This is a genomic window from Vibrio sp. B1FLJ16 (assembly GCF_905175385.1).
Classification (GTDB): Bacteria; Pseudomonadota; Gammaproteobacteria; order Enterobacterales; family Vibrionaceae; genus Vibrio.
Genome location: NZ_HG992750.1, coordinates 1,426,910 through 1,438,727 on the forward strand (window position 1 = coordinate 1,426,910; position 11,818 = coordinate 1,438,727).

Sequence of the window (11,818 nt, forward strand, 5' to 3'; positions counted from 1 at the left end):
TTTTACTTTAGTGTGAGTAATCATTACGTTCACTAAGTACATCTGAGAAATACTCGATAAACTCAAACTGCATACCGTGATCTTCCATATAGTAGACATTCTTTCTGAACGGGTGCTCTTCCCCTCTGTGATCAAGTTCGTAGCCCGCTTTACTCAACCTTTCAATTAGCGCTTCCACATCCGGCACCACAATCCCTACATGTTTCACACCGGTAAATTGAGATGTCCAATGGTTCGCCTCGCCCTTTCCTCCGGAAGAGACCGCAATATAGGACTGGTCATCACCCACGTGAAACCATTCAATCGATCGCCCGAACCAATTATCTACTTTTCCTCCACCACGCATTTTCCACTCAGGAACAGCTGCTATTAAAAACTCTATTGTCTTTTGCGCATCGACGACTGAAATATTGGCGTGCTCAACATAACTTCTCATTTTCGTTTTCCTTCTCGCTTTCATGTTGTTATTAATCACTCTAGAACCTCAAGCTAGGTTGAGGTAAAGGACGATTTTGGTTGCAGCCCTAAAAATGAGATGAAGATCAAATAAGGAAATAGTTGAAGCCAGCGCACAAAAGCCTCAGAATGCGCTCTTTTCGCAGCGAACATAATTTCGACGCGTTGTTATCTAACTCGACAATTGAGAATCATATATATGGGTTTTACCTCTTTAGGTCTATCTGCTCCAATCCTTAAAGCAATTCAGGAAAAAGGCTATGACACCCCTTCTCCAATTCAGGCTCAGGCAATTCCGGCAATATTGGAAGGGAAAGATGTCATGGCGGCAGCACAGACCGGTACAGGTAAAACAGCAGGCTTTACGCTACCAATTCTTGAACGATTATCCAGCGGCCCACGAGTTCGCGCTAATCAGGTTCGCGCTTTGATTCTTACTCCTACACGTGAGCTTGCTGCTCAGGTACAGGAAAACGTCTTTATGTATGGTCGTCATCTGCCACTGACCAGCGCTGTGGTCTTTGGTGGTGTGAAGATTAACCCTCAGATGCTGCGCCTGCGTAAAGGTGCCGATGTACTGGTCGCGACTCCGGGGCGTCTGATGGATCTTTATAGCCAGAATGCAGTGAAGTTCGACCAACTGGAAGTGTTGGTACTGGATGAAGCAGACCGTATGCTGGATATGGGCTTTATCCGCGACATTCGCAAGATCCTTAATCTACTGCCTAAGCAGCGCCAGAACCTACTGTTTTCAGCAACGTTTTCTGATGAGATTCGTGACCTTGCTAAAGGCCTGGTGAATAACCCGGTTGAGATTTCAGTTAACCCGGCAAACTCTACGGCGAGAACTGTTGAGCAATGTATTTACCCATCGGATGTTAAGAAGAAGGCACCGATGCTGGTAAAACTGATTAAAGATGGCGACTGGAAACAAGTACTGGTATTCACTAAAACCAAACACGGTGCGAACCGTTTGGCAAAATTCCTGATCGAACAAAACCTCCCGGCAGCAGCAATCCATGGCAACAAAAGCCAAGGTGCACGTACCAAAGCGCTGGCTGACTTTAAATCTGGTGAGATTCGAGTCTTAGTCGCAACTGACATCGCGGCCCGTGGTATCGATATTCCTCAGCTTCCTCAGGTAGTGAACTACGAGTTACCAAAAGTTGCTGAAGATTATGTTCACCGTATTGGTCGTACTGGTCGCGCCGGTGAAGTTGGCAAAGCTATCTCTTTAGTCTGTGCACTTGAAGCGCCAGAGCTGTTCGCGATTGAACGCCTGATTAAGCAACTCCTGCCACGTAAGGAGCTTGACGGTTTCGCTCCGACCAATGTCGTACCGGAATCTAAACTGGATACCCGTCCGATTAAGCCGAAAAAACCGAAGAAGCCTAAAAAGCCAAAAGCACCGCAGGCAGAAGGTGGAAATACCCAGTCAGCAGATAAAAAGGGATCCAATGGTGCCAACAAGCCTAAGCGCCGCTCCTTTAGTGGTGGCAAAGGTGACAACAGCGGCAGCAGAAACGATTCAAACCAAGGCGGCACAGGGAAACCACAAGGTAACCGAGACGGTCAAGGGCGTGCGAACACTAGACCAAATGGAAACAAGCCAAATGGCAACAAGCCAAACGGAAATAAAAACAGCAATGGTGGAAAACCGTCCGGCAACCGCAAGCCGAACAATGCTAAACCATCTGGTAATAAGCCATCCGGGCAGCGTCGTAAGCCACGCCCTCAGACTGCTTAGGGCATCGGTTTAATTCAGAGCTAAAAAAGCCCCGACACAACTATGTGTTGGGGCATGGCAAAGATAAACCTTTATGCAATCAATCTATATTACACGACTTCTAACTCACCATTTCTCCAAGGTTCAATTACAACCTTGATGTGGTCATTTGGTGTCATTAACTGCTTAAATGCACTTTCAACACCATCCATACCCACTTTAGCGGTCAGCATTTTCTGCCAAGGCACTTTACCTTCCGCGATAGCTTGCAAACACTGTTCAAACTCATGCGGCTGGTAGTAGTAAGAGAATCGTAGATCAAGCTCTTTTACTGTTGCGTAAGCGTAGTTGATCTCAGTAGGTGTAGTATGAATACCCGTAACCACAATGCGAGCACCTGCTGGTGCACGGCGGATAAAGTCGTCAATCAAGGTATGTTTACCAACACACTCGAAGATAACCAAACGTGAGCCCGTTGCGACTTCAGCACCCACCGCGACTTCGTCTTCTCTAGTCGGGTTTACTGCACGTGTTGCGCCAAAGTCTTTTGCCAACTCAAGCTTATCGTCTTGAATATCGACCGCCAGAATATTACTAACACCACGTTGATGTAGCGCAGTAATGGTAGCAAGACCAATCGGGCCACAACCTACAACCAATGCAACTTCATCAGCCTGAATATCACTGCGGTTAACTGCATGCAAACCGACGGCTAGTGGCTCAGTCAACGCTGCAGCTTCTGATGGTACGTTCTCAGGAACCGACAGAAGAAGCGCTTCATCAAGCAGAAAGTACTCAGAGTATGCACCGTGAATCCCCGGAGTCACCCCCACGCCAGCACCATTTTGGCTCATAAGAACCGGCACTGAGGTAACACGACTGCCAACTGGCAGTGCTTGTTGTGTGTCATCACCGTATTCAACGATTTCCGCACAAAATTCATGTCCAAGCATGACTTCCGTGTGATCATCCATTGCATCTGTCATCACACCTAGCTTGCGGTAAACATCAAATACTTCTTCCGTATGACGCGCAATGTGTAGGTCCGAGCCACAAATACCACATGCAAGGCTACGAACAAGTACTTGGCCTGGGGCCGGTTTTGGTACATTCACTTGCTGCAAGTGAACGCTACCATCTTGCATTACAATACTGTTCATTGTTGTCATAGGATTACGCTCCAAGCTCGTCGCTCATACCTGCAACTGCACCTGGTTTAATGTAACGTGGCGTGATGCCCTGTGCTTTAGCAGTAGCAATTAAAACCTGTTCAATCCAGCCAGCATCCATGATGTTCATGAAATTACCGTCTTCATCAAAGTTGATGTTAGCACCCTCAATCACCATAAAGCCGTCTGCACCACCTGACTCTTCCGGACAATGGAACGTATGGATAGAACCGCCTGGCTCGTAAAGGTAGCTACCTGCTGTTTGCGGTTGGTCAGGGTACTCAAGATAATTCCACTTACCGCTTAGCGTGTAGAAATGCACCACACCTGTGTGGAAGTGCTTAGGCAGAGTGATACCTGGTTTGAATTTCGCTCGAATTACCCAAGTGCCATTCTCCGGGTCTAGAAACAACGGGTAAACATCAACACCCGGTAGTGCATCTTTGATGATCGACTCTTCGTTAGTGTTCAGAGTCAATAGAAGGTCCTGGTGATTAATAACTTCTGGTAGTGACATAACTTGCTTCCTCGCTTTTGTTGTAATTAGACTTCCACGTCTTAACCCAGTAGAGGGTATTTAAAATTCTCGAAACCGTCTGATGCATTAACGGTGCAGCCGTTGATAACATTCGCTTTATCACTGACCAAAAATGCAACTACGTTGGCAATTTCTTCTGTTTGAGTAAAGGTCTGGCGCATCTGTTCTTTACGGATGTGTTCCCATAGACCAAACGCTTCATATTGACGTAGCATTGGCGTATCCACGCGACCCGGTGCGATAGCCACGACTCGAACCCCCAAAGGCGCGAGCTCCAAAGCTGCACTTTTCGTCATCATGTCCACGGCGGCTTTGCTTACGTTGTAAGTAAACGTCAGTTCCCCAGCGACTTGTGCATAGACAGACGAGGTATTCATTATCACGCCCGGCGTGCCTTGTGCCTGGAATTGACGAGCGGCAGCCAAAATTCCGTAATAAACCCCGTTCTGATTTACCTTTGAAACAGGCTCGAAATCTTCGATAGGATCATGCTCTAGCAACGGTTTTGCTAAACCGATGCCAGCGTTATTGATCATGATATCCAGCTTGCCAAATTGCTCGACGGCGTAATTGACCATCGCTTCAACTTGCTGATAATCAGTCACATCAGCCGAAAAGGTTTTTAAGGATTGCTTATCCGCGTCTTTATAAACTTCGAGAGAGTGTTGAGAAATATCTACAGCCAATACGTTTGCGCCCTGCTCACGTAGTTTTGTAACGATGGCTTGACCAATTCCACCAGCTGCGCCAGTGACAATCGCCGTTTTGTTCATCAGTTCCATTTAGCTTCCCTTCTACGATATGTTATCGAAATGTAACTTAGATCAGGTTTTTAACACTCACTTGACCTTTTGCGAAAAAAACTTGATATATTGCGATTTACAAACCATTAACATTTCAAAATCGAGACATGTATATCGTTAGAAGCGGTGCAGCAGACAAATTTGATAGTTTGGTTTCTGAACTTGGGCAGAACCCTATAGAGATAATGAAACAGGTAGGGCTATCTGCTGCTCAATTTCGCGATCCCGATACATACATTGCCAACTCAAGACTTGCTGAATTACTAGAAAACGCTGCGATACTCTGTCAGGAGCCTATGTTTGGCGTATTACTGGCTCAGCGGCAAGGCGCCAGTGCGTTAGGTGATTTATCGATGCTCGTTGCGCGTGCGAAAACGGTAAGAGAGGCACTGAGACTGGCCAATGACTATCTCTATTTGCAGTCTTCAGGTGTTAAATTCTCTATGGTTCCGCAAGATGACTGGATGAAACTTTGTTTAAGCATTGACACCTACAGTGATCAAATTACCACCCAGCTTATGCAAATCAGTGTCATGCAAATGGCACGGTTTGTGGCAAACTTGCTCAACATTGATACGAATAGTTTTACCTTGCATTTGACCCAGTCTGGCAACTTAGATAACCGAAGCTCCAGTTATGCCAACGTTCCTAAGATCCGCTTTGGTGAAAAATTTAACGGCATTATGCTCAAGACAAGTTTGCTCGACACACGTAACCATCAGGATGAAGAGGCATTAAATAGGCATTTTCAGGAACACCTCAAATATCTGCAAAATCGTTATCCAAACAATTTAAGCGATCAGGCCAGAGATATGATCGGACGATTACTGCCTACCGGAGAATGTAGTGTTGAACAGGTCGCCCGTGCGTTGGATATGCATCCGAGAATGTTACAAATCAGACTAAAAGAGTATGGCGAGAATTACAGCAAGTTATTGCGCCAGGTAAGGCAAAACTTTGCTGAACGTCGCCTTAATGAAAATGTTCAGAGTATTACCGATATCGCCCTTCAGCTTGGTTATGCGGAAGCTGCGGTTTTTAGCCGCCACTTCCGAAAATGGACAGGCAAATCACCAAGTCAGTGGCGTAAAGATCAAACCGAAACAAACACTAATTAACTCGCTCGTTACGTCCCGCTCTAAGTTTTTGCAACCAAGAAACCGACATCACTCCATCGCACGTCATTAAGAGCAGCTTGTGATCGTGATCCTCTTTCTTTTTTCGTTCTCTTGATGATTAAGAGTCTTTATTGCATTATGTAACCGGTTCCAAAACATTAAATAGGCTATATTTGAGATAGGTAGACCCGTATTTCAGACGGCTAAGGGTAAGTAGAAATGAGTCATATTTTTCCAGAAAACTTTTTATGGGGCGGCGCAGTAGCCGCACACCAAGTTGAAGGCGGCTGGGACCGAGACGGTAAAGGTCCAAGCATTGTTGACGTGCTGTCCGGTGGAAATGTCAGTACACAGCGCAAAATTACCGATGGCGTACTAGAGGGGTACCACTACCCTAATCATGAAGCGACGGCATTCTACGATCACTATAAAGGTGATGTTGCTCTGCTGGCAGAAATGGGCTTTAAATGTTTCCGTACTTCGATCTACTGGCCACGTATTTTCCCAAAAGGTGACGAGTTAGCACCAAATGAAGCAGGCTTACAGTACTACGACGATCTGTTTGATGAGCTGCTGAAACACGGTATCGAGCCAGTAATTACCTTATCTCACTTTGAAATGCCGCTGCATTTGTCAAAAGAGTACGGTGGTTTTAAACACCGTCGAGTTGTGGATTTCTTTGTTCACTATGCAGAAACCGTTATGCGTCGTTACAAGAGCAAAGTGAAATACTGGATGACGTTTAATGAAATCAACAACCAGCGTGATCTGCACCTGCCGATCTGGGGCTACTCTAACTCTGGCGTCGATTACACCGCTGAGGAGAACCCGGAAGAGTGTATGTACCAGGTTGTACACCATGAAATGGTTGCCAGCGCGAAAGTGGTCAAACTGGGTCATGAGATCAATCCTGATTTCCAAATCGGCTGTATGGTTGCCTGGGTACCGATTTATCCGTACTCCTGCGCACCAGACGATGTAATGCTGGCTCAGGAAGCTATGCGCAACCGCTTCTTCTTCAGCGACGTACACATGCGCGGTGAATATCCTGCTTATACACTTAAAGAGTGGGAACGCAAAGGCTACAACATTAAGATGGAGCCGGGCGATCTGGAGATCTTAAAAGAAGGCGTCTGCGATTATGTGGGCCTAAGCTACTACATGTCTGTAGCAGTAAAAGCTGATGCCGAAGAAACAACAGAAGGTTCAATGAGCGGCTTTACCGGCGCGGTTAAAAACCCTCATGTTCAGGCTTCCGAATGGGGCTGGCAAATCGACCCTGTTGGTCTGCGTTACTCTTTGTGTGAGCTTTATGAACGCTACAACAAACCACTATTCATCGTAGAGAATGGTTTTGGCGCGATAGACAAAGTGGAAGAAAATGGCGAGATCAACGACGACTACCGTATCAACTACCTGAAAGCACATATTGAAGAAATGCAAAAAGCGGTGAATTACGATGGCGTAGACTTGATGGGTTATACCCCTTGGGGATGTATTGACTGTGTCTCTTACACGACCGGGGAGTATCGTAAACGTTATGGCTTCATTTATGTTGATCGTCACGACGATGGTACAGGGACGATGAATCGCAGCCGCAAGAAGAGCTTCTACTGGTACAAAGACGTGATCAGCAGCAATGGTAAAAATCTGTAACTCTCTGACTCTTTGAATAAACTGTCGGTAAAAAGCATTCAAATAATACACCCTGCGTCTCAGACTCAGGGTGTATTTGGTTCTGAGAAGATCAATAACAACCGATAGTCCACAATTAGTGTAAACTGTGCGCCGTATGATTGAGGAAGAAAAAATGGCGACAATCAAAGACGTATGTAAAGCAGCAGGCGTGTCGAAAGCGACCGTTTCCAGAGTTTTAAATGGCAGCGAATCTGTTAAAGAACAAACTCGCCAGACAGTACTGGCGACAATGAAATCCCTTGGCTATCAGCCAAATGCCTTTGCCCGTGCTCTGGCGACGAACAGCTACAATACGTTCGGTTTAATTCTTCCTCATTTTGAAAGTCACTACTTTGGTTCGATGCTGACCGAAGCCGCACTCGACATGCAAAAAGCAGATAAAAAGTTATTTGTCATGAACAGTAGCGACAGTGCTAAGGGGGAAGAAGACGCAGTGCGCTCACTTAACGCACACAACTGTGATGCGATCATGATTTACAGCCGTCACCTGTCTGAGCAGCAACTTTCCAGCCTGCAACAAGAGATCAAAACTCAGCTTATCGTCATCAACCGCTCTTTGGATGACGAGCGATTGTTTAGCTTTGGTTTTGACCAAGAACAAGTGGCACGTGTCGCAACCAACCACCTTTTAAGTTCTGGCCATAAGAAAATCGCCTGTATTACCACACCCATGCCGAGCAGCACAGGTCATAAACGTCTCGCGGGCTATAAAGAAACCCTCGAAGAGCACGGAATAAAAGTTGAAGAATCACTCATTTTCCATGGCGAGAGCAGCCTCAAAAGTGGCTATGATGCGACGATCAAACTGATCGACAGCGGTGTGCCTTTTACCGCCATTTTTTCCTGCGCAGATTCTATGGCTATTGGCGCAATTCGTGCGTTGCATGACCGCGGAATAAAAGTGCCGGAAGAAGTCTCTGTTATCGGTATTGATGGCGATCCTGCCGGCGATTATATGGTTCCGCGCTTATCAAGCGTCGCGTTGCCGATATTAGAACTGACCCGTGATGCGGTCACCACAGCGCTTACCTACAACAAACGAGAAAGCGACAAAAAGCACTTTCAATATCAGGGGTCACTACAGGTAAAAGAATCTACCCGGGAAGCGAACTGATCGACAACACTAGCCAACCTCCTATGCCCCCGCATTTTCTTAACAGCGCGGGTTATCTGACCGCCGATTTCCCTTCTGAATCCACTCTAATACTGCGGCTGATACCATGATTCTCTGACTTCTGACCAGAGATGCATAGTTCGCAGTCTGATCGCTAAAAAGCTCATTAATACAATACTTTGCTGATTAAACTTTCCCTACCTCACTTAACGTTCTACACAATGAATTGCATTTTTTTCATCAAAGAATGCAGCATTGAGTCCAAAACTAAACCACACTAGTCTTTATTGATAAGTACTAAAACAACGAGGAGCTCATATATGTGCCGATATTTTTAACCACCTATTTCTAGTGGAGGTTAAAAGTAACAGCAGGTCTAGATGACCTTATAAGATTTCAACAAGGAGAGTGTATGCGAGGCATTACGATGCATTTTACGTTAGAGGAATTCCAAGAGCGTTTATCCAAAGTTCGACAATCGATGCTCGAGCGTGAGTTAGATCTACTCATCATCCATGATCCATCCAATATGTCATGGCTGACCGGATACGATGGATGGTCTTTCTACGTACCGCAATGTGTAGTCGTAGGATCGGAAGGTGAACCCATCTGGTTTGGGCGTCTACTGGACGCGAACGGAGCCTACAGAACCGCATATATGTCCGCCGACAACATCACATCCTATCCTGATCATTATGTTATGAATCCCCCTCTTCACCCGATGGATTATCTGGCTGAAGCCGTACTTGCTCCCCGCTGCTGGGATCGCGGACGCATCGGCGTTGAAAAAGACAACTACTATTTTAGTGCTACCGCTTACGAGTCACTTACAACTCACTTACCCAACGCGCAACTTATCGATGCGACGGGCTTAGTGAACTGGTGTCGCGCGGTCAAGTCCGATCAAGAGTTGTCTTATATGTATCGGGCTGCGCGTATTGTAGAAAACATGCATCGTGTCGCGTTCGACATGATCGAGCCCGGCTTGCCGAAACATCACTTGGTCGCAGAAATTAATCGCCAGGCTGTACTCGGCCATGAAGAACACTTTGGCGATTATACGGCTATCGTGCCAATGTTACCTTCTGGTGCAGATGCTTCCGCGCCACACTTAACCTGGGATGACAAACCATTCAAAAAAGGAGAAGGCACTTTCTTTGAAATCGCAGGGGCGCACCGTCGCTACCACTGCCCGCTATCACGCACCATATTCCTTGGCGAACCCGATGATAAATTCAAGCGAGCTGATGAAGTACTCACGCGCGGTCTTGAGGCAGGTTTAGAAGTCGCCAAGCCCGGTAACACCTGTGCCGACATCGCCAACGCCTTGAACAAAGTGCTGGATAAAGCAGGCTTTTCCCGTGAGGGTGCGCGCTGTGGCTATCCGATAGGGCTGAGTTATCCGCCCGACTGGGGGGAGAGAACCATGAGCCTTCGCGATACAGACCAGACAGTTCTTGAGGAAGGAATGACGTTTCACTTTATGCCGGGGCTATGGTTTAAAGACTGGGGACTGGAGACAACAGAAAGCATCGTCATCACACGACTTGGCGCCCAGACCTTATGTGACTTCCCGCGCCACCTTTTTATAAAACACTAATGAAATAAGGTTTACATATTACTGACTGTTGAACTGACAAAAGGAGTTTGCATGCAAGACAGCTCGATCACGGCCACCGTAGACTTTGACCGAGACGGTATCCAACATGGCTTTTTGGCCCTTCCCTACTCTAATGACGATTCTGCATGGGGAAGCATTATGATCCCGCTAACGGTGATAAAAAATGGTCAGGGAACAACATCTCTCCTCACAGGCGGAAACCACGGTGACGAATATGAAGGGATCACCAGCCTGTTAAAACTGTCGAGCACACTTCGGCCTGACCAGATACGCGGACGCGTGATTATTATTCCTATGATGAACGCACCTGCAGTGCAGAATGCGTCTCGCACTTCCCCTATCGATAAAGGCAACTTAAACCGAAGCTTTCCCGGCAATCCATTAGGGACGGTAACAGAGAAAATTGCCGATTATTTTACTCGCTATCTGATACCGAAATGTGATTTTGCTCTGGATATTCACTCCGGCGGCAAGACCCTGGACATTCTTCCCTTTGCAGCCGCGCATCGGTTAAATAACCCCGCACTTGAAGAGCTATGCATACTGGGCGCGAAACTGTTTGGCGCACCTTATACCATGGTCATGCTCGAAATGGACGCCACTAGCTTGTATGACACCGCCGTAGAATCTCAAGGAAAAGTTTTCGTCACGACGGAGTTACGTGGTGGCGGAACCACCACACCGCAAACCATTCAATATGCAGACCGCGGTATTCGTAACTTCCTGCGTTTTGCAGGTAACCTTTCTGGTGACTACGAAAAACCAGACAATCCTACCCAAGTTCTTGATATGCCCGATGCCGATTGTTACGTACAGAGTAAACACAGAGGTATAGCGGAATACCTGTTTGAGCTGGGTGATAACATCAGTCAAGGAGACGTGATTGTAAGGATTTACTCTACCGAGCGAACAGGTGAAGCGCCGATAGAGTATCACGCCGAGCGAGATGGAATTTTCGCTGCCCGCCGTTTTCCTGCTATGGTGAATATTGGTGATACGCTCGCTGTCATCGCCAAAGATTGCGGCGTAGTAACTTAATCGCCATTGCCTGCATCATCATTTCGTCCAACAGTCAGGAGATTCATCATGCGCCTCGATCGCTACGACGTCAAAATTCTACAGATTCTTCATGACAACGGCCGTATCACCAAGTCTCATCTTGCCGAAGAAATCAATCTGTCCGTCAGCCCTTGCTGGGAAAGGGTCAAAAAACTCGAACAAGCGGGAATCATTGAAGGCTACGGTGCCAAAGTAAATACCGACATATTGTTTAAAAAAACCTCCGTTATGGTTGAGGTCTCTCTCAAAGAGCACAACGCACAGGCCTTTAAACGCTTTGAGCAATTAGTCAGGCATACGCCAGAAGTGACCGACTGCTATGCTACTGGCGGTGGAATTGACTACATCCTTAAGATCCAGTCTGAAGACATCGACCAATACCAGCGCCTTATCGACAACTGGCTGGATTCCGAAGTGGGTATTGAACGCTATTTTACTTATATCGTGACGAAAACCATCAAGCGAAACTCTGATTCGTTAGAAATCAATCAAAATGCGTTGTTTTAAAAGAAAAAT

11 protein-coding genes are annotated in these 11,818 nt (G+C 46.6%); 7 read left to right on the forward strand and 4 right to left on the reverse strand.

Annotation, left to right across the window (positions count from 1 at the left end; translation table 11 throughout):
* Positions 1 to 7: 7 nt before the first annotated feature.
* Positions 8 to 436 carry a VOC family protein gene (locus KHN79_RS20355; RefSeq protein WP_182010880.1) on the reverse strand — a complete coding sequence of 143 codons (429 nt, stop codon included), beginning with the start codon at positions 434 to 436 and terminating at the stop codon, positions 8 to 10.
* 219 nt (positions 437 to 655) lie between these two features.
* Here KHN79_RS20355 and KHN79_RS20360 point away from each other — a divergent pair, with 219 nt between their 5' ends.
* Positions 656 to 2,203: a DEAD/DEAH box helicase gene (locus KHN79_RS20360; protein ID WP_182010879.1), complete on the forward strand. Its 1,548-nt coding sequence runs from the start codon at positions 656 to 658 to the stop codon at positions 2,201 to 2,203.
* 89 nt (positions 2,204 to 2,292) lie between these two features.
* Here the strand turns inward: KHN79_RS20360 and KHN79_RS20365 are convergent, their stop codons facing one another.
* From KHN79_RS20365 to KHN79_RS20375, 3 genes are read right to left on the reverse strand one after another with little or no spacing between them, the layout of a single operon-like run.
* Positions 2,293 to 3,351, reverse strand: a complete 1,059-nt coding sequence (locus KHN79_RS20365) for a zinc-binding dehydrogenase (protein WP_182010878.1) — start codon at positions 3,349 to 3,351, stop codon at positions 2,293 to 2,295.
* Positions 3,352 to 3,355: 4 nt separating this feature from the next.
* Positions 3,356 to 3,868 carry a 2,4'-dihydroxyacetophenone dioxygenase family protein gene (locus tag KHN79_RS20370; protein ID WP_182010877.1) on the reverse strand — a complete coding sequence of 171 codons (513 nt, stop codon included), beginning with the start codon at positions 3,866 to 3,868 and terminating at the stop codon, positions 3,356 to 3,358.
* Positions 3,869 to 3,909: 41 nt separating this feature from the next.
* A complete protein-coding gene (locus KHN79_RS20375) occupies positions 3,910 to 4,671 on the reverse strand; it encodes an SDR family oxidoreductase (RefSeq protein ID WP_182010876.1) in 762 nt (253 codons plus the stop codon).
* Between the two features lie 128 nt (positions 4,672 to 4,799).
* On the opposite strand from KHN79_RS20375, the gene KHN79_RS20380 reads away from it, so the two are divergent.
* The 6 genes from KHN79_RS20380 to KHN79_RS20405 all read left to right on the forward strand — a co-directional run bounded on the left by KHN79_RS20380 (position 4,800) and on the right by KHN79_RS20405 (position 11,809).
* A complete protein-coding gene (locus tag KHN79_RS20380) occupies positions 4,800 to 5,810 on the forward strand; it encodes an AraC family transcriptional regulator (RefSeq protein ID WP_182010875.1) in 1,011 nt (336 codons plus the stop codon).
* Positions 5,811 to 6,029: 219 nt separating this feature from the next.
* Positions 6,030 to 7,466 (forward strand): 6-phospho-beta-glucosidase, encoded by a 1,437-nt coding sequence (locus tag KHN79_RS20385; protein ID WP_182010874.1) that lies wholly within the window; start codon positions 6,030 to 6,032, stop codon positions 7,464 to 7,466.
* A gap of 154 nt (positions 7,467 to 7,620) precedes the next feature.
* A complete protein-coding gene (locus KHN79_RS20390; RefSeq protein WP_182010873.1) occupies positions 7,621 to 8,622 on the forward strand; it encodes a LacI family DNA-binding transcriptional regulator in 1,002 nt (333 codons plus the stop codon).
* A 412-nt stretch (positions 8,623 to 9,034) separates the two neighbouring features.
* Positions 9,035 to 10,222, forward strand: a complete 1,188-nt coding sequence (gene doeA / locus KHN79_RS20395) for an ectoine hydrolase DoeA (RefSeq protein ID WP_182010872.1) — start codon at positions 9,035 to 9,037, stop codon at positions 10,220 to 10,222.
* 51 nt (positions 10,223 to 10,273) lie between these two features.
* Entirely contained in the window at positions 10,274 to 11,281 is a 1,008-nt protein-coding gene (gene doeB / locus KHN79_RS20400) for a N(2)-acetyl-L-2,4-diaminobutanoate deacetylase DoeB (RefSeq protein ID WP_182010871.1), read from the forward strand.
* A gap of 48 nt (positions 11,282 to 11,329) precedes the next feature.
* Entirely contained in the window at positions 11,330 to 11,809 is a 480-nt protein-coding gene (locus KHN79_RS20405; RefSeq protein ID WP_182010870.1) for an Lrp/AsnC family transcriptional regulator, read from the forward strand.
* Positions 11,810 to 11,818: the final 9 nt, after the last annotated feature.

Excerpts from the sequence above, each read along its gene's own strand:
- doeB (WP_182010871.1), top strand. The coding sequence starts at position 10,274 with ATGCAAGACAGCTCGATCACGGCCACCGTAGACTTTGACCGAGACGGT.
- KHN79_RS20390 (WP_182010873.1), top strand. The coding sequence starts at position 7,621 with ATGGCGACAATCAAAGACGTATGTAAAGCAGCAGGCGTGTCGAAAGCG.
- KHN79_RS20360 (WP_182010879.1), top strand. The coding sequence starts at position 656 with ATGGGTTTTACCTCTTTAGGTCTATCTGCTCCAATCCTTAAAGCAATT.
- KHN79_RS20385 (WP_182010874.1), top strand. The coding sequence starts at position 6,030 with ATGAGTCATATTTTTCCAGAAAACTTTTTATGGGGCGGCGCAGTAGCC.
- KHN79_RS20370 (WP_182010877.1), bottom strand. The coding sequence starts at position 3,868 with ATGTCACTACCAGAAGTTATTAATCACCAGGACCTTCTATTGACTCTG.
- KHN79_RS20405 (WP_182010870.1), top strand. The coding sequence starts at position 11,330 with ATGCGCCTCGATCGCTACGACGTCAAAATTCTACAGATTCTTCATGAC.
- KHN79_RS20375 (WP_182010876.1), bottom strand. The coding sequence starts at position 4,671 with ATGGAACTGATGAACAAAACGGCGATTGTCACTGGCGCAGCTGGTGGA.
- KHN79_RS20380 (WP_182010875.1), top strand. The coding sequence starts at position 4,800 with ATGTATATCGTTAGAAGCGGTGCAGCAGACAAATTTGATAGTTTGGTT.
- KHN79_RS20355 (WP_182010880.1), bottom strand. The coding sequence starts at position 436 with ATGAGAAGTTATGTTGAGCACGCCAATATTTCAGTCGTCGATGCGCAA.
- doeA (WP_182010872.1), top strand. The coding sequence starts at position 9,035 with ATGCGAGGCATTACGATGCATTTTACGTTAGAGGAATTCCAAGAGCGT.
- KHN79_RS20365 (WP_182010878.1), bottom strand. The coding sequence starts at position 3,351 with ATGACAACAATGAACAGTATTGTAATGCAAGATGGTAGCGTTCACTTG.